This is a genomic window from Sphingomonas sp. F9_3S_D5_B_2 (assembly GCF_054263715.1).
In genome coordinates this window covers 306,963-324,308 of the sequence record NZ_JBSZFB010000001.1, presented here as the reverse complement: position 1 = coordinate 324,308, position 17,346 = coordinate 306,963, and the positions used below count along the sequence as shown (strand labels likewise).

Genomic DNA, 17,346 nt, shown 5'->3' with positions numbered 1-17,346 from the left:
GACCCATGGATATCCGCGCCGCTGAAATCTCCCGCGTCATCCGCGACCAGATCGCGAACTTCGACGCCGAAGCCGAGGTCTCGGAAGTTGGCACCGTGCTGTCGGTCGGCGACGGCATCGCCCGCATCTACGGACTCGACAACGTCCAGGCCGGCGAAATGGTCGAGTTCGAGAACGCGACCAAGGGCATGGCCCTCAACCTCGAAGCCGACAACGTAGGCGTCGTGATCTTCGGCTCGGACGCCGAAATCTCGGAAGGCTCGACCGTCCGCCGCACCGGCACCATCGTCGACGTCCCCGTCGGCAAGGGCCTGCTCGGCCGCGTGGTCGATGGTCTCGGCAATCCCATCGACGGCAAGGGGCCGATCGTCACCGATCAGCGCAGCCGCGTCGAAGTCAAGGCGCCGGGGATCATCCCGCGCAAGTCGGTGCACGAGCCGGTTCAGACCGGCCTCAAGGCGCTCGACGCGCTCGTGCCGATCGGCCGCGGTCAGCGCGAACTGATCATCGGCGACCGTCAGACGGGCAAGACCGCCGTCGCGCTCGATGCCTTCATCAACCAGAAGGCAATCAACGAGAGCGGCGAAGAGAAGGAAAAGCTCTACTGCATCTACGTCGCGGTTGGTCAGAAGCGCTCGACGGTCGCACAAATCGTCCGCGCGCTCGAAGAGAATGGCGCAATGGAATATTCCATCGTCGTCGCGGCCACGGCTTCGGAGCCCGCACCGCTGCAGTTCCTGGCGCCCTACACGGGCTGCGCGATGGGCGAGTATTTCCGCGACAACGGCATGCATGCCGTCATCGTTTACGACGACCTTTCGAAGCAGGCTGTCGCCTACCGCCAGATGTCGCTGCTTCTGCGCCGTCCGCCGGGCCGCGAAGCCTATCCGGGCGACGTTTTCTACCTGCACAGCCGCCTGCTCGAGCGCGCGGCCAAGATGAACGACGAGCTCGGCGCCGGTTCGCTGACCGCGCTTCCGGTCATCGAGACGCAGGCAGGCGACGTGTCGGCCTACATTCCGACGAATGTCATCTCGATCACCGATGGCCAGATCTTCCTCGAGACCGACCTGTTCTACCAGGGCATCCGCCCGGCGATTAATGTCGGTCTCTCGGTCAGCCGCGTCGGCTCGGCCGCGCAGACCAAGGCGATGAAAAAGGTCGCCGGCTCGATCAAGCTGGAGCTCGCACAGTACCGCGAGATGGCAGCGTTCGCCCAGTTCGGTTCGGACCTCGATGCCTCGACCCAGCGCCTGCTGGCGCGTGGCGCCCGCCTGACCGAGCTCCTGAAGCAGCCGCAGTACCAGCCGATGCCGATCGAGGAGCAGGTCGCGTCCATCTACGCCGGAACACAGGGCTTCCTCGACACCGTCGAGGTCCGCGACGTGACCCGCTACGAAGCGGCGATGCTGAGCTACCTGCGCTCGGACAAGCCGGAAGTGCTCGCCAAGATCCGCGACACCAAGGCGCTCGACGACGACACTGCGGCGGCGCTCAAGGACGCGCTCACGCAGTTCGGCAAGCAGTTCGCGTAAGGCCCCGGTCAGCTAAATGGCGAGCCTCAAGGCCCTCAAGCTCCGCATCGGCTCGGTGAAGTCGACGCAGAAGATCACCAAGGCGATGAAGATGGTCGCCGCGGCGAAGCTGCGCCGTGCCCAGCAGCGGGCCGAAGCCGGACGCCCCTACTCCGTGCGGATGACGGACGTGGTGGGCTCGCTGGCCTCGAACGTCACTCCTGGCCCGCAGAGCCCGAAGCTGCTGAGCGGCACGGGGAAGAGCGACACGCACCTGATCATCGTCGCCACGAGCGATCGCGGTCTCGCGGGGGCGTTCAACACGAACGTCGTCCGTGCTGCCCGCCGGGCGGCCGAGGACCTGATCAGCCAGGGCAAGACCGTCCTGTTCTACATCGTCGGGCGCAAGGGCCGTCCGGTGCTGCAGCGCTTCTATCCGCGCTCGATCATCGCCCAGTACGATACGAGCGAGATGAAGGCTCCGGCCTATTCGGATGCCCAGGCGATCGCCAAGGACATCGTCGACCGGTACCAGACCGACGGCATTGACGTGGTGCACCTGGCCTATGCCGAATTCCGTTCGACGCTGGTGCAGGAGCCCCGGGTCCACCAGATCATCCCTGTGCCGGCGCCGAGCGCAAGTGCCGACAGCGGCGCTCCGGCGTCGCTTGCGGCGGTCGAATATGAGCCCGACGAGGAAGAGATCCTCGCCGACCTCATCCCGCGCAACATCGCGGTGCAGATCTATCGCGCGCTGCTCGAGAACCAGGCGGGCTTCTACGGATCGCAGATGACGGCAATGGACAATGCGACCCGCAACGCCGGCGACATGATCAACCGGCTGACCATCCAGTATAACCGCAGCCGTCAGGCTGCGATCACGACCGAGCTGGTCGAAATCATCTCGGGCGCCGAAGCGCTCTAACGAACCCGAAGGCAAGGAAGACAGACATGGCAACCGCCGCCCCGACGACCACCCGCAACCGCAAGGCTTCCGCGACCTCCGCGACCGGCTCCGGCCCCTCGAACATCACCGGCCCGAGCAACCTGACCGGCCGCGTCGCTCAGGTGATCGGCGCCGTCGTCGACGTCGCGTTCGAAGGCGAACTGCCGCCGATCCTCTCCGCGCTCGAGACCGACAACGGCGGCAACCGCCTCGTCCTCGAGGTCGCGCAGCACCTCGGCGAGAACGTCGTCCGCACTATCGCCATGGACTCGACGGAAGGCCTGACCCGCGGCCAGATCGTGAACGCAACCGGCTCCGAGATCCGCGTCCCCGTCGGTCCGAAGACGCTCGGGCGCATCATGAACGTGGTCGGCGAACCGATCGACGAGCAGGGACCAATCGGCAGCGACCGCAGCGCGCCGATCCACGCCTCGGCACCCGCATTCGTCGACCAGTCGACGGAAGCGGCGATCCTGGTCACCGGCATCAAGGTCATCGATCTGCTCGCCCCTTACGCGCGCGGCGGCAAGATCGGCCTGTTCGGCGGCGCCGGCGTCGGCAAGACGGTGCTCATCCAGGAGCTGATCAACAACATCGCCAAGGGTCACGGCGGCGTGTCTGTGTTCGCCGGCGTCGGCGAGCGCACCCGCGAGGGGAACGACCTCTATCACGAGTTCCTCGACGCAGGAGTCATCGCCAAGGACGGCGACGGCAAGCCGACTCCCGAAGGCTCGAAGGTCGCGCTCGTGTTCGGCCAGATGAACGAGCCGCCGGGAGCCCGCGCGCGCGTGGCTCTGTCGGGCCTGACGCTCGCTGAATATTTCCGCGACGAGGAAGGCCAGGACGTGCTCTTCTTCGTCGACAACATCTTCCGCTTCACCCAGGCGGGTTCCGAAGTGTCGGCGCTGCTCGGCCGAATTCCTTCGGCCGTGGGCTATCAGCCGACCCTCGCGACCGACATGGGCGCTCTGCAGGAGCGGATCACCTCGACGACGAAGGGATCGATCACTTCGGTGCAGGCCATCTACGTTCCGGCCGACGACTTGACCGATCCTGCTCCGGCAACCTCGTTCGCCCACCTGGACGCAACGACGACGCTGAGCCGCGCGATCTCCGAGCTGGGCATCTACCCGGCCGTCGACCCGCTTGATTCCGTCAGCCGCGTGCTGACGCCCGCCGTCGTTGGCCAGGAGCATTACGAGACGGCCCGCGCGGTCCAGGAGACGCTGCAGAAGTACAAGAGTCTGCAGGACATCATCGCCATTCTCGGCATGGACGAGTTGTCCGAAGAGGATAAGCTGACCGTCAGCCGCGCTCGCAAGATCCAGCGTTTTCTGTCGCAGCCGTTCCACGTAGCCGAAGTCTTCACCGGCATTCCGGGCAAGTTCGTGCAGGTCGAGGACACGGTCCGCTCGTTCAAGGCGGTGGTCAGCGGCGAGTACGACCACCTCCCGGAAAGTGCCTTCTACATGGTCGGCGGCATCGAAGAGGCCGTCGCCAAGGCCGAGAAGCTGGCGCAGGAGGCCTAAGCCCTGGCCCAGGACCTTCGCCTCGAAGATTGCGTTAACGACTTCTGCCCATGGTCGGGCAAGCCGGTCAGCGCAGACGCATTGACGCTCTACCGGGGCAAGGTCGTCGGCTTCTGCAAGCAGGGCTGCCGGGACGAGTTCGACCAGGCAACCCGCGCGTTCGACGCGAAGATTGAAGGCAAGCAATAATGGCCGATCTGCATTTCGAGCTCGTCACGCCCGAGCGCCTGGTGATTTCGGACGACGTCTACATGGTCGTCGTTCCCGGCACCGAGGGCGAGTCCGGCATCCTCGCCGGCCACGCGCCTTACATGACCACGCTGCGCGACGGTGACATCGCTGTCTATCGGTCGTCTGGAGCGCCGCCGGAGCGCATTCCAGTCACCGGCGGCTTCGCTGAGGTGAGTGATCGCGGCCTTACCGTGCTCGCGGAGAGTGCCGGCGCCTGACCCGCCGTTAAGTTAGGCTTTTCTAAAAGTTTCAGCCGTATTCACCACCCCGACTAAGCGAAACCGCATCGGGACGGCAAAGCATGAGTGCATTCGGCAAACGGGGCGGTATCAGCGGGGGTGGACGCCCGAGCTTCGGCGTCGCCAAGCCAATGAAGGGCGGACCCGGCGGAGCAGTGCCGGGCGGCCTCGACGGTGGTGACCAGTTTCCGCCGCTCGATGAGCTAACGCCGCCTCCGGTCGAGGCATTGCCCTCGGAACCGGTCAGTGCAGCGTCGGCCGGCGCGATGGATCGCCTGACCGCTCGCCAGAACGCCAGCGGTGAAGCCGGCAGCAGCAAGGCGGAGGGCTTCGAAGCCTCCGTGCACCGGATCAAGGAGCAGGTGCTTCCCCGGCTCCTCGAGCGTGTCGACCCCGAAGCAGCCGCAACCCTGTCGAAGGACGAGCTGGCCGAGGAATTCCGCCCGATCATCGGCGAAGTGCTCGCCGAGCTGAAGATTACGCTCAATCGCCGCGAACAGTTCGCCCTCGAGAAGGTTCTCGTCGACGAGCTTCTCGGCCTTGGGCCCTTGGAAGAGCTTCTCGCCGATCCGGCCATCAGCGACATCATGGTCAACGGCCCCGACCAGACCTACGTCGAGCGCAAGGGCAAGCTCGAGATCGCGACCATCCAGTTCCGCGACGAGGAGCATCTGTTCCAGATCGCCCAGCGGATCGTGAACAAGGTCGGACGCCGCATTGACCAGACCAGCCCGCTTTGCGACGCCCGCCTCCAGGACGGCAGCCGCGTCAACGTCATCGTCCCGCCGCTGTCGCTTCGCGGCACGGCCATCTCCATCCGTAAGTTCTCCGAAAAGCCGATCACGCTCGACATGATGAAGAACTTCGGTTCGATGTCTGACAAGATGGCGACGGTGCTCAAGATCGCCGGCGCCAGCCGCATGAACGTCGTGATCTCGGGCGGTACCGGTTCCGGTAAGACGACGATGCTGAACGCCCTGTCGAAGATGATCGACCCGGGCGAGCGTGTCATCACCATCGAGGACGCGGCCGAACTCCGCCTTCAGCAGCCGCACTGGCTGCCGCTGGAGACCCGTCCGCCGAACCTTGAGGGCCAGGGCGCCATCACCATTCGCGATCTCGTCATCAACGCGCTGCGCATGCGTCCTGACCGGATCATCCTGGGCGAAATTCGTGGCTCGGAGTGTTTCGACCTCCTGGCCGCAATGAACACGGGCCACGACGGGTCGATGGCGACGCTCCACTCCAACTCCCCGCGCGAATGCCTCGCGCGTATGGAAAACATGGTGATGATGTCGGACATCAAGGTACCGAAGGAAGCCATCAGCCGTCAGATCGCCGACTCGGTCGACCTCATCGTGCAGGTCAAGCGTCTCCGCGACGGCTCACGCCGGACCACGAACGTCACCGAAGTGATTGGAATGGAAGGCGACGTCATCGTCACCCAGGAGCTGTTCAAGTTCGAGTATCTGGACGAGACCGCCGACGGGAAGATCATAGGCGAATATCGTTCGATGGGCCTGCGCCCGTACACGCTCGAGAAGGCCAAGCAGTACGGCTTCGACCAGCCCTATCTGGAAGCTTGCCTGTAGGCTCTTTGTAGAACGGAACCGCCCCATCGGGCAGGCATTGGGCGAGCATGACGGCTCGTTCCAAAAAGGTTGGTGTTCTCACCTTTCACAAATGCATCAACTACGGTTCCTACTGGCAGGCGCGCTGCCTCGTTGAGGGGCTCCAGCGGCAAGGCCATGATGCCGAGCTGCTCGACCACGATTGCAAGTGCATCCGCAAGGCGGAGGTACGCTGCGCCTTCCAGCCGAAGCTCCCAGAGCGGACGCCGCGGGACGAGCTCCGCCAATATGGCGCCAAGACGCGCAAGTTCGCCGACGCGATCGCGGCCTTGCCGATGTCGCGGACCTTTTCACTCCACGAGCCCGAAGCCATGGACCGTTACGACGCGATCGTCGTCGGCAGCGACGAAGTCTGGAACTTCCGCCACCCCTGGTACGGCAGCAAGCCGCTGTTCTTTGGCGACGGCATCAAGACGGACCGGCTCGTGTCCTATGCCGCCAGCTTCGGCAACCACAGTGCCTGGCACGGGATCGACCCGGATTGGGCGCGCAAGCTCGAGCGGTTCTCCGCACTTTCGGTCCGAGATCACAACAGCTGGCACCTGGTCCAGAACGGTACCGGACGCGAGCCTGCAATCGTCCTCGATCCGTGCCTGCAGTTCGCCGACGTGGCACGCGCGCAGGACCCAGAGCAAGGCGACTACGCGCTCGTGTACGGCCATGGCTTCCCGGATTGGCTGCAAACTGGAGTGCGACGCTGGGCGGATCGGACGGGAACGCGGCTAGTAAGCGTCGGCTACAGCAATGCCTGGGCAGACGAGCAGCGGGTGAGCGCAGGTCCCGAAGAATTCGCCGGCCTGATGACCGGGGCCCGCGCCGTAGTCACCAACTTCTTCCACGGCTGTGTCTTCGCGCTGCTGAACGGCAAGCCCTGGGCCAGCGCCCCGAGCGACTACCGCTCGATCAAGATCCCCGATCTTGCGGCAAAGCTTGGTGCCGGTCACCGCATCGTCAGCGAAGCGACGCCCGACGCGGAACTCGCCGACTTGCTCGAAACGCCGGTCCTGCCGCACGTGGCTGTTAAGGTCGACGAGTACAGGACGCAGTCCGCGGCGTTCCTCCATGCAGCCCTTTCCTGACCCTCGGGCAAAGCCGGCCGAACGGCTCGTCAGCCCCCGGGACGTTGTAAGTTCCGGCCTCTGTATCGGCTGCGGCAGTTGCGCTGCATCGCAAGCCGGCGCGGACATGCGGTGGGACAGGAACGGCTTCCTGAAGCCGCACGGGCCCGCTGACTGGTACCGGCGCCCATCGGAGCGGTTCTCGGCCCAGTGTCCCTTCTCGCCCGCGGCGGCAGACGAGGACGCGATTGCGTCGGACCGCTTCCCATCTGCTCCGGCAGGAGAGCCGCGTATCGGCCGCTTCGAGACGGCGTACGTCGGCTATGCCGATGAGCCCGGCTTCCGCCGCAACGGCAGCTCGGGTGGGCTGACGAGTTGGGTCGCGGCCGAACTCCTGCGCAGCGGGCGTGTCGATGCCGTGGCTCACGTCGGTCCGGCCGACCCCGCGACTTCCGGCCGTTTTTTCGAGTACCGCGTGTCGCGCTCGTTGGACGAGCTCGGGGCCGGCGCAAAGTCGCGCTACTATCCGATCGAACTGTCCACCGTCCTGCGGGGGATCCGCGCCTCGCCCGGCCGCTACGCCGTCGTCGGCGTCCCCTGCTTCATCAAAGCCATTCACCTGCTCCGGCGGATCGACCCCCTCATTCGTGAGCGAGTAACGCACACGCTTGGCCTGTTCTGCGGGCATATGAAGAGCGCTGCGATGGTCGAGAGCTTCGCGTGGCAGCTCGGTACCGAAGTGAGGCAGGTCCGCGCCCTGGATTACCGGATCAAGGACGAGAGCCGCCCCGCCAATTGGTACCGCGCTCACCTCGACCTACGCGACGGCACAGCTGCCGAGCAGGACTGGTGGCACCTTGCCGACGGGGATTGGGGCGCCGGCTTCTTCCAGAACTCCGCATGTAACATGTGCGATGACGTCGTCGCGGAGACAGCGGACATCGCGTTCGGCGACGCCTGGCTTGAGCCTTATTCGAGCGACGGGCGCGGGACCAACGTCGTCATCGCCCGCACGCCCGCGATGAAGCAGATGATCGAGGCGGCACGCTCGGAGGGGCGGCTCCATCTCGATCCGGTCGACGCCGACTTCGTTATCCGGACTCAGGCGGCGGGCCTTCGCCATCGCCGCGACGGTCTAGCCTATCGTCTTACCTGGCGCCGCCACGGCATCCGGCCGCGCAAGCGCGTGCAGCCGTCGGCAGCGCTGCCGCTAAGGCGCAAACTAGTCTACCGGATGCGGTTCGCGGTTGCGCGCTGGAGCCATCGCATGATGCGGCTCTCGCGGAAGCTAGGCGCGCCGACGCTGTACACGAGATGGGCGCGGACGATGCTTCGACTGTATCAGTCCCTGACGTGGTCGCAGGGACGGCTCGGCCGCTTGTTCGACCGGATCATGCCGCAGCCCGAGCGTTAGCCGAGAAGGCCCAGCAGCCCTTGCGCGGGCCGGAACCCCCCTCTAAATGCGCACGCCTGGGTGGGCGTGTAGCTCAGTGGTAGAGCACTGTGTTGACATCGCAGGGGTCGCAAGTTCAATCCTTGCCACGCCCACCATTCCCTCGTTTTCAAATACATCCCGGAGCGTTGAGCCCCGGCGCTGTCTGCCGCGCGCAGCAGCGCCTAGAGGCGGCCGTGCTGGTCTTCGGTCTGGAAAACGCGGTCGACCTCGAGAACCAGGTCCTTGAGGTGGAAGGGCTTGGACAGCAGCTTGGCTTCCGGTGCCGTGCGTCCGCCCTGCAAAGCGACCGCCGCGAAACCCGTAATGAACATGACGCGGATCGACGGGTCGATCGCACTCGCCTTTTGCGCAAGCTCGATGCCGTCCATTTCCGGCATCACGATGTCCGTGAGCAGCAGGTCGAAGCGCTCTGCTTCAAGGAGCGGCATCGCTTCGGTGCCGCAGCCAACCGCGACCACGTCGTAGCCGACACGCTGCAGGGCACGGGCGAGATACTCGCGCATTGACCCATCGTCTTCCGCCAGGAGGATTCTCGCCATGGGATGATTTATGCGCTGAACGAACACGATTTGCCAGAAGCGAATGAAGGTTCTCGTGCGTTGCAGCCCCTCACCGCTCGTCCTAATCTGGTACGTAATTTAACCGTGATGAATCTTGCCCCACCCCTGATCCACATGCCGCGCGGCGATTTGCCCGTGCTCCTATCCGTGCCACATTCGGGGCGCGACTATCCCGATTGGCTGCTCGACCTCGCCTCGGGCGGTCATCGCGCGCTAGCAAGCCTCGAAGACCCGTTCGTCGACCGGCTCGCGTGGCGGGCACTCAACAGCGGCGTCGGCGCAGTCATCGCCCGGACGCCGCGCGCCGCTGTGGACTGCAACCGTGCCGAGGATGAGATCGACCCGTCGGTCATCGAAGGCGGCAGAAGCGAACGGCTGACTGCCCGCGCCCGCGGCGGGCTCGGCATCATCCCAGCGCGCACGCCACAATATGGCTATCTCTGGCGGCGAGCAGTCGGGCGTGAGCAGCTTCGTGACCGTCTCGACCAGGCGCACCGGCCTTATCATCGGGCCGTCGAGGAGATGATCGACCAGATCGTCGAGCGCTTCGGCTGCGCGCTCCTGCTCGACTGCCACTCCATGCCGCCACCGGCCGCCGGGGTTCCGGAAATCGTGTTCGGCGACCGCCGCGGCCGCAGTTCAGGGTGGTGGGTCAGCAGCGAAGCCCTGCGCGTCGCCCGGGATTGCGGCTTCGAGGTCGGCTTCAACGATCCGTTCGCAGGCGGTCACGTTGTCGAGCGTCACGGCAACCCGGCGCGGAACGTCCATGCGCTGCAGCTCGAAATCGACCGTAGCCTCTATCTCGACGAGAGCCTTCGCGAGCCTGGTCCCGGGTTCGACCGGCTCGCGCACCTCATCGAGACGCTGACGGTCAGGCTCGGCGAGCACCTGCTTGGGCAGCGGTTCGCGACCGCCGCCGAATAAGCCGGTTCAGGCGGTGGCGGGCGCCGGCTGCTGAACTGCGGCGGGTGCCTTGCCCTGCTGCATCTGGCGAGCGAACACGTCGCGCATCTGGGCCAGCGAAAACAGGTGCGCATAGATGAGCGGCAGCATGCCGTTCTGGTTCATCTTGCGAAGCTCGTCGCCGCGCATCTCCCGCAGCTTTTCCTCGTCGATCATCTGGAAGCCACGGTAGACGAACGGCTGGTCATAACCCTCCGGCTGGATGGCAACCTCGCCATCCATCAGCAGTCCCGTCTTCTTCAGGTCCTCGATGAACGCGGTCGTCCGTTGTCCGGCGGTTTCGAACTGCTCGCAGAACTCGAGGATGGCCTTCGTCGCGGCGCTCGGCTGGTCGCCGTCGAACAGGGGCTCGCCCTGCTCGAAATCGCCGACCGCACCAGACGTGGAATCGAACGCCAGCGAGAGCTCGTCGCTCTGCGGGTTCAGCCGCGCCAGCAAGAACGGGTAGCGACGGATGTAAGCCGGCATGTAGACCGTCGGATCGAGCGGCCGGCCATCAGCGTCGAGAAATACGTTGGCGCCCTCATTCAGGCCCATCAGAGCGAGGGGGACCGGCATATCTCCAACCGAGAAGACGATCGGATAGTGGCGCTGGATAAGACCGAACTCATCCACCGTCACTGGAATCGCGTGGGTCGCGCCAATCGCCGCAGACTTCTCGATCGGCCGCACCTTCATGGTGCCGTGCTGGGTCGCGTTGAGCGGCACGACGGAGTTGTAGAACAGCGGCAGGCTCTGGGTCGGCGCGGCAGTCGCCATTGCGAGATATCTCCTGGAGTCCGGACTTACAGGCCTTCAAAGCTCGCCGGGACGATGTGGGGCTGGCCTCTATTAACCTATCGCCGTTTAGGCAAGCCGCCGTCCCTGCCCCCCGTTGTCGAGCGCCCCTTCACGAGCAGCAAGTTCATTCAATGTTCAACGGTTGGCTGCGAAGCGCCGATGCGGATGGGCGGTCGATGATCCCGGTAAGCCTTTTTGGCTGGTTGCCGCTGCTGCTCGGCGTGTTCGGAGCGCCCGGCCCGCTCGGCACCACAGTTACCCGGCTCGTCGTACAGGACGAGATTGTCGTCCGCGTTCCGCTTCAGCCGCGTCCGATGTTCCCCGCCATGGACTGGACCGAGAAGAAGGGCGCGAAGTGCATCCCGATCGGAGGGATCCGTCATGCGCTGCTCTCGGCCCCGCAGCAGGTGGACTTCATCCTCGCCGACCACAGGCGCGTTCGGGCCCATCTGGACGAAGACTGCCCGGCCCTCGATTTCTACGGCGGCTTTTACCTTCAGCCGCAGGACGACAAGCTCTGCGCACACCGCGACGCGATCCACTCGCGCATGGGTGGCAGCTGCAGCATCGACCATTTGAAGTGGCTCGTTCCAAAGCTGAAACGGTAGCGCTTCCTTGACAATTTGCGCCCCGTCAGCATAGCGCTGCACTCTTGTGAGGCAGCTGCGATGCGAGCGGACGCCCACCACTCATTTCCGGATCCTGGATGACTTTCGCCGACCTCGGCCTCTCTGACGAATTGCTCCGCGCCGTTGGCGACAGCGGCTACGGTGAACCGACGCCGATCCAAAGCGCCGCCATCCCGAGCGTCCTGATGGGCAAGGACCTGATCGGGATCGCCCAGACCGGCACCGGCAAGACGGCAAGCTTCGTCCTGCCGATGATCGACATCCTGCACCAGGGCCGCAGCCGCGCGCGCATGCCGCGCTCGCTGATCCTCGAACCGACGCGCGAGCTCGCGCAGCAGGTTTCGGAGAACTTTGAGAAGTACGGCAAGTACCATCCGCTCTCGATGGCCCTGCTGATCGGCGGCGTTCAGATGGGCGACCAGATCAAGGCACTCGAGAAGGGTGTCGACGTGCTGATCGCCACGCCCGGCCGTCTGATGGACCTGTTCGGCCGCGGCAAGATCATGCTGAACGGCTGCGAGCTGCTGGTCATCGACGAGGCAGACCGCATGCTCGACATGGGCTTCATCCCGGACATCGAAGAGATTTGCTCGAAGCTTCCGGCGTCGCGCCAGACGCTGCTGTTCTCGGCGACCATGCCGCCGCCGATCCAGAAGCTGGCCCAGAAATTCCTGAACAACCCAAAGCGCGTCGAAGTCGCCCGTCCGGCGACCGCTAACGTCAATATCGAGCAGCGGCTGATAGAAGTCCGTCCGGACAAGAAGAAGGACGCGTTGCGCGACATCCTCCGTCACGAGGAATTCAAGAACGCGATCGTGTTCTCGAACCGCAAGACGACGGTCCGCGATCTCGCCACCGGCCTGAAGCGCTCCGGTTTCGCCGTCGGGCAGATCCAGGGCGACATGGACCAGTCGGATCGTATCGCCGAGTTCGACCGCTTCAAGAATGACGAGATCACGATCCTGGTCGCTTCCGACGTCGCTGCTCGCGGCCTGGACGTGAAGGGCGTCAGTCACGTCATCAATTTCGACGTGCCATGGCAGCCCGACGACTACATCCACCGGATTGGCCGGACCGGCCGAGCGGGGATGAAGGGCATCGCAATCACCCTCGCCACCCGTGAGGACGCGGAAGCGGTTTCGCGCATCGAGAAGCTCATCGGGCACAAGATCGGCCGCGCGGTTGGGCCCGAGACTGCGCCGGAGCCCGCACCCGAGGCGAAGAAGGGTCGCGAGCCCTCGCGGCAGCGTAAGGCCCCCGGGCCCGAAGAGCCGCCCGTTGCTGAGAAGCCCACCCGTAGAGCCCCTGCACGGCAGAAGGCCGAGCGCACGCGCGAACCGGAGCAGGAGCCAAAGCCCCGGACCGAGCCGGCGGCCGCCGCAGAGCGCTCACCGGTCGTCGAGGACATCAAGGACGAGTGGAACGGGCCGATGCCCAGCTTCCTGTCCGTGAGCGCCGGGTAGTTACAGGCCTGACACTGGAAAGGCCTCCGGGCGCTTCCTAGCTCGCGTTCCTCATCGAAAGGGACGCCAGCAATGACCGACTACGTACCGCCCAGCGTTTGGACCTGGGAGCAGCCCAGCGGCGGCCAGTTCGCCAACATCAACCGCCCTGTTGCCGGCCCCACGCACGACAAGGCGCTGCCGATCGGCAAGCACCCTTTCCAGCTCTATTCGCTTGCAACGCCGAACGGGCAGAAGGCCGCGATCATGCTCGAGGAGCTGCTCGCCAAGGGCCACGCCGACGCCGAATATGATGCCTGGCCGATCCGCATCGGCGAAGGCGACCAGTTCTCAAGCGGGTTCGTGGACATCAACCCGAACTCCAAGATCCCTGCCCTCGTGGACCGCAGCGGCTCGGAGCCGGTCCGGGTGTTCGAGTCCGGAGCGATCCTCGTCTACCTCGCCGAGAAATTCGGTGAGTTCCTGCCGTCATGCGGTCCAGCACGCGCCGAAACCTTGTCGTGGCTCTTCTGGCAGATGGGCAGCGCGCCCTTCCTTGGAGGCGGCTTCGGCCACTTCTTCGCCTATGCGCCGGTCAAAATCGAATATGCGATCAACCGCTATGCGATGGAAGCAAAGCGCCAGCTCGACGTTCTCAACCGCCGGCTCGCTGACAATGAATACGTGGCCGGGGACGAGTACAGCGTCGCCGATATCGCGATCTGGCCGTGGTACGGACAGCTTGCGCTCGGCAAGACCTACGCCGGCGCTGACGAATTCCTCGCCACGCACGAATATGAGCATCTCCGGCGCTGGGCGAAGCAGATCGACGCTCGTCCGGCCGTCAAGCGCGGACGCATCGTCAACAAGCTGACCGGCGACGCATCGGAACAGCTCCACGAACGGCACGACGCCAGCGACTTCGAACTGAGGACGCAGGATCAGCTGGAGCCCGCCGAGTAGCGAGAGCCTTCAGGCGGAACGGGCGCGGTACCGATCGAGAAAGCTGTTCGCGAACGGCGCCAGCTTCCTCGCCGAGATCGCGTCCCGCAAGCCCTGCATCAGCTGCTGGTAAAACCACAGGTTATGCTGGGTCATCAGCATGGCACCCAGGATCTCGCCCGACTTCACGAGGTGGTGGACGTAAGCGCGCGTGAACGTGGTGCACGCGGGGCAATCGCAACCAGGCTCGATTGGCTGGCGGTCTTCCGCAAAGCGCGCGTTGCGAAGGTTGATTGGACCGTCAGCGGTGAACGCTTGCCCCGTCCGCCCCGAGCGCGTCGGCAGCACGCAGTCGAACATGTCGATACCGCGCACAACGGCCTCGACGATGTCGTCTGGCTTGCCGACGCCCATCAGGTATCGGGGGCGGGCCGCCGGCAGCATGCCCGCGGCGAAGTCGAGACAACCGAGCATCGCCTCCTGCCCCTCGCCCACTGCAAGGCCGCCGACTGCATAGCCATCGAAGCCGATGTCGATCAGCGCCTCGGCGGAGTGGCGCCGCAGCCCTTCATCCAAGGCGCCTTGCTGAATCCCGAAGATGGCCGCGCGATCGGCGTGATCGCCGCCGCGATCGAACTCCTCCCGCGACCGCTTCGCCCAGCGGATGGAGCGTTCCATCGCGTCCAACTGCTGCTCGCGGGTTGAAGTCGTGGGGACGAGCTGATCGAACTGCATCACGATGTCGGAGCCGAGCAGCCGCTGCACCTCCACGGATCGTTCAGGGCTTAGCATGTGGCGCGAGCCGTCCAGGTGACTTGCGAACGAGACTCCCTCTTCTGTCACCTTCGTGAGTTCGCTGAGACTCATCACCTGGTAGCCGCCGCTGTCGGTGAGGATCGGGCGCTTCCAGCCCATGAACCGGTGCAGCCCGCCAAGCTTTGCCACGCGCTCCGCGCCTGGCCGAAGCATGAGGTGATAGGTGTTGCCAAGGATGATGTCGGCGCCACTTGCCCTAACTTCCTCGGGGCGCATGGCCTTCACTGTAGCTGCCGTGCCGACCGGCATGAACGCCGGCGTCCGGATCTCGCCGCGCTGCATGGCGATGACGCCGATGCGCGCTTCTCCGTCTGTGGCCCCGATGCTGAACTGGAAGCGTGTCACGAGGCGCCTCCGGACTTGCCGCCGCCGAGCAGCCTGGCCCAATTGATCCGTGCCATCAGCACCAGGAGAATGATCAGCCCGACCTGCAATCCGATCAGCCACGGGTTGCTAAAGCCGCCGCGAAGCGCGTCGCCCATGCTCGTCTCGCTGATGCGCTCGGCGGTATAGGCATAAACCGAGTACGAAATCAGCCGCCCGACGAAGAACGCCGCCGTAAAACCGAGTAGCCGGACGCCTGCCAGGCCCGACGCTTCAAACAGCTGGGCGGAGGGCAGCGGCGACAGCGCGAAAAGGCCAAGAGCGATGACGGTATTCCGCTTGCGGCGCTCTAGCGCCTCGTGAGCCGCCTCCAGGTTCTTGCGAGTCTTTTCGGAAAGCTTGCTGCGGAGGTGCCAGAACGCCGTTCCCAGCACGTACCGCCCGGCAGCCGCGGCCGTCGCCCCAATCAGCACGAGAACCCACGTCTGGATGTCCGAATTTAGCCGATAGACAACGAGGATGGACCAGGTTGGCGGACCGAACGCAGGCAGCAGGTTCACGCCAAAGACGATCAGAAACAGGAGGAGGTGCTGCTCCATCAGCGCGGAGGTAGCAGCAAACTCGCGTCGCCGTACGAGTAGAAGCGATAGCCGCCGGCGATGGCATGCGCGTAGGCTGACTGCATGACGTCGAGCCCCATCATCGCGCTGACGAGCATGAAAAGCGTCGACTTAGGCAGGTGGAAGTTGGTGATGAGCCCGTCAACCGCCTTGAAGCGGTACCCCGGCGTGATGAAGATCGCCGTGTCCCCTTCGAACGAGTGGATCACGCCGTCTGGGTCGGTCGCGCTTTCGAGCAGCCGCAGACTCGTCGTGCCCACGGAGATCAGCCTGCCGCCCGCCTTGCGAGCCGTGTTCAGCCGTCCGGCAGTCGCCCCATCGATCCGTCCCCACTCGGCATGCATCTTGTGCGCTGAGGTGTCCTCCGCCTTGACGGGCAAGAAAGTCCCGGCGCCGACGTGGAGCGTCAGCGTCTCGCGCCCCACCCCTTGGGCATCGAGCGCTTCGAGCAACGCTGGTGTGAAGTGCAATGCTGCCGTGGGGGCAGCGACGGCCCCTTCCTCCCGCGCGAACATCGTCTGGTAGTCGTCGCGGTCGCTCGCATCGACCTCCCGCCGAGAGGCGATGTAGGGCGGGAGCGGCATCGTTCCGGCGCGTTCCAGCAATAGCTCGACCGGCTCGTCGCCGTGGAAGTGCAGGAGCGCCGACCCATCCTCGGCCTTGTCCACCACGGATGCCACAACGCCCTCGCCAAAGTCGATGCTTTCGCCGGGCCGCGCGCGCTTGGCGTTGCGCAGGAAGGCCCGCCACTCGCGCGGGCCTTCTCGCTTGTGAAGCGTCGCGCCGATGCTCGCGTCGCCCCTCCTCCCCTCGAGCTGGGCGGGGATCACCTTGGTATTGTTGAACACCAGCACGTCGCCGGGCTGCAGCAACTGCGGAAGATCGGTGAAGACCTTGTCCGCAAGTTCATGACCTTCGACGAGCAGCAACCGCGCGCTGTCGCGCGGACGAGCCGGTCTTAGGGCAATTCGGTCAGGCGGAAGGTCGAAGTCGAAAAGGTCGACGCGCATCAGCCGCCGGCAGCGGGAGCCGGTGCGTCGCCGAGCCACGCGCGAACAATCGTCGTCGGCTCTGCCGGCGGCTCACCCACCGCGATCCCGTCAACGGCATCCATCCCGGCGACGACGCGGCCGAGCACCGTGTACTTATCGTCGAGCGAGGAGGTCCGCCCGAGCATGATGAAGAACTGGCTGTTCGCTGAGTCGGCGGCTTCGGAGCGGGCGGCGCCGAACATCCCACGGAGGAACGGGATGCCGGTGAATTCGGCCTTGAGATCGGGCAAATCAGAGCCGCCGCTGCCGTCGCCCTTCGGATCGCCGCTCTGGGCCATGAACCCGGCGATGACACGATGGAATTTGAGCCCGTTGTAGAAGCCGCGGCGGACCAGCGTCTGGAACCGCTCGACATGGTGCGGTGCAAGGTCGGGCCGCATCACGATCTGCACGGTCTTGCCGTTCGACAACTGCAGGAACAGGTGGTTGGCGGGATTGGCCGTGATCTCCGCGGGCGCGACGATGCTTGGCGTTGCAGAGGGCGCGGCGGCCCGCGGTGCAGCGGCTCCCAATGTGAGCGCGACCATCGGCAGTGCGAACACGGCTTTCGAAAACATGAAGAATCTACCCTCCGCTTGCGCGCACCGGCTAGTGGAAGCGATGCGCTGACGCCA

At 65.1% G+C, this 17,346-nt stretch carries 17 protein-coding genes and 1 tRNA gene; 12 read left to right on the top strand and 6 right to left on the bottom strand.

All coding sequences use genetic code 11. The features are described from left to right. The first annotated feature begins 5 nt into the window (after positions 1–5). The 8 genes from atpA to ACUXST_RS01490 all read left to right on the top strand — a co-directional run bounded on the left by atpA (position 6) and on the right by ACUXST_RS01490 (position 8,699). Positions 6–1,535 carry a F0F1 ATP synthase subunit alpha gene (atpA, locus tag ACUXST_RS01525; RefSeq protein WP_458388190.1) on the top strand — a complete coding sequence of 510 codons (1,530 nt, stop codon included), beginning with the start codon at positions 6–8 and terminating at the stop codon, positions 1,533–1,535. A 16-nt stretch (positions 1,536–1,551) separates the two neighbouring features. Then, entirely contained in the window at positions 1,552–2,439 is an 888-nt protein-coding gene (locus tag ACUXST_RS01520; protein ID WP_458388189.1) for a F0F1 ATP synthase subunit gamma, read from the top strand. 26 nt (positions 2,440–2,465) lie between these two features. After that, the gene (gene atpD / locus ACUXST_RS01515; protein ID WP_458388188.1) at positions 2,466–3,989 is read left to right on the top strand and encodes a F0F1 ATP synthase subunit beta; all 1,524 of its coding nucleotides are present in this window, start codon (positions 2,466–2,468) and stop codon (positions 3,987–3,989) included. A 188-nt stretch (positions 3,990–4,177) separates the two neighbouring features. Further along, the gene (locus ACUXST_RS01510) at positions 4,178–4,438 is read left to right on the top strand and encodes an ATP synthase F1 subunit epsilon (RefSeq protein WP_458388187.1); all 261 of its coding nucleotides are present in this window, start codon (positions 4,178–4,180) and stop codon (positions 4,436–4,438) included. Between the two features lie 83 nt (positions 4,439–4,521). Next, entirely contained in the window at positions 4,522–6,051 is a 1,530-nt protein-coding gene (locus ACUXST_RS01505; RefSeq protein ID WP_458388186.1) for a CpaF family protein, read from the top strand. A gap of 47 nt (positions 6,052–6,098) precedes the next feature. Further along, the gene (locus tag ACUXST_RS01500; protein WP_458388185.1) at positions 6,099–7,169 is read left to right on the top strand and encodes a polysaccharide pyruvyl transferase family protein; all 1,071 of its coding nucleotides are present in this window, start codon (positions 6,099–6,101) and stop codon (positions 7,167–7,169) included. Between the two features lie 106 nt (positions 7,170–7,275). Continuing rightward, the gene (locus ACUXST_RS01495; protein ID WP_458388184.1) at positions 7,276–8,562 is read left to right on the top strand and encodes a Coenzyme F420 hydrogenase/dehydrogenase, beta subunit C-terminal domain; all 1,287 of its coding nucleotides are present in this window, start codon (positions 7,276–7,278) and stop codon (positions 8,560–8,562) included. Between the two features lie 62 nt (positions 8,563–8,624). Beyond that, positions 8,625–8,699 (top strand) — tRNA-Val (locus tag ACUXST_RS01490). Between the two features lie 66 nt (positions 8,700–8,765). Here ACUXST_RS01490 and cpdR read toward each other — a convergent pair. Continuing rightward, complete coding sequence (gene cpdR / locus ACUXST_RS01485; protein ID WP_458388183.1) at positions 8,766–9,143, bottom strand: cell cycle two-component system response regulator CpdR; 378 nt, start codon at positions 9,141–9,143, stop codon at positions 8,766–8,768. A 3-nt stretch (positions 9,144–9,146) separates the two neighbouring features. Between cpdR and ACUXST_RS01480 the strand changes: the two genes are divergently transcribed. After that, on the top strand, positions 9,147–10,088 hold the full coding sequence (locus ACUXST_RS01480) for an N-formylglutamate amidohydrolase (RefSeq protein ID WP_458388182.1): 942 nt from the start codon (positions 9,147–9,149) through the stop codon (positions 10,086–10,088). Positions 10,089–10,094: 6 nt separating this feature from the next. Here the strand turns inward: ACUXST_RS01480 and ACUXST_RS01475 are convergent, their stop codons facing one another. Then, a complete protein-coding gene (locus ACUXST_RS01475; RefSeq protein ID WP_458388181.1) occupies positions 10,095–10,886 on the bottom strand; it encodes a SapC family protein in 792 nt (263 codons plus the stop codon). A gap of 152 nt (positions 10,887–11,038) precedes the next feature. Between ACUXST_RS01475 and ACUXST_RS01470 the strand changes: the two genes are divergently transcribed. From ACUXST_RS01470 to yghU, 3 genes are all read left to right on the top strand, one after another. Further along, complete coding sequence (locus ACUXST_RS01470) at positions 11,039–11,515, top strand: hypothetical protein (protein ID WP_458388180.1); 477 nt, start codon at positions 11,039–11,041, stop codon at positions 11,513–11,515. Between the two features lie 98 nt (positions 11,516–11,613). Next, positions 11,614–12,999 carry a DEAD/DEAH box helicase gene (locus ACUXST_RS01465; RefSeq protein ID WP_458388179.1) on the top strand — a complete coding sequence of 462 codons (1,386 nt, stop codon included), beginning with the start codon at positions 11,614–11,616 and terminating at the stop codon, positions 12,997–12,999. A 72-nt stretch (positions 13,000–13,071) separates the two neighbouring features. After that, a complete protein-coding gene (gene yghU / locus ACUXST_RS01460) occupies positions 13,072–13,941 on the top strand; it encodes a glutathione-dependent disulfide-bond oxidoreductase (RefSeq protein ID WP_458388178.1) in 870 nt (289 codons plus the stop codon). A 9-nt stretch (positions 13,942–13,950) separates the two neighbouring features. Here the strand turns inward: yghU and tgt are convergent, their stop codons facing one another. From tgt to ACUXST_RS01440, 4 genes are read right to left on the bottom strand one after another with little or no spacing between them, the layout of a single operon-like run. After that, the gene (gene tgt / locus ACUXST_RS01455; RefSeq protein ID WP_458388177.1) at positions 13,951–15,081 is read right to left on the bottom strand and encodes a tRNA guanosine(34) transglycosylase Tgt; all 1,131 of its coding nucleotides are present in this window, start codon (positions 15,079–15,081) and stop codon (positions 13,951–13,953) included. Further along, a complete protein-coding gene (locus tag ACUXST_RS01450; protein WP_458388176.1) occupies positions 15,078–15,659 on the bottom strand; it encodes a hypothetical protein in 582 nt (193 codons plus the stop codon). The genes tgt and ACUXST_RS01450 overlap by 4 nt, the downstream gene beginning before the upstream one ends. Continuing rightward, positions 15,659–16,690, bottom strand: coding sequence for a tRNA preQ1(34) S-adenosylmethionine ribosyltransferase-isomerase QueA (queA, locus tag ACUXST_RS01445; RefSeq protein ID WP_458388175.1), 1,032 nt, complete (start codon positions 16,688–16,690; stop codon positions 15,659–15,661). Before queA ends, ACUXST_RS01450 begins: the two co-directional genes overlap by 1 nt. Further along, positions 16,690–17,259, bottom strand: coding sequence for a peptidylprolyl isomerase (locus tag ACUXST_RS01440; RefSeq protein WP_458388985.1), 570 nt, complete (start codon positions 17,257–17,259; stop codon positions 16,690–16,692). Before ACUXST_RS01440 ends, queA begins: the two co-directional genes overlap by 1 nt. Between the last annotated feature and the right edge of the window lie 87 nt (positions 17,260–17,346).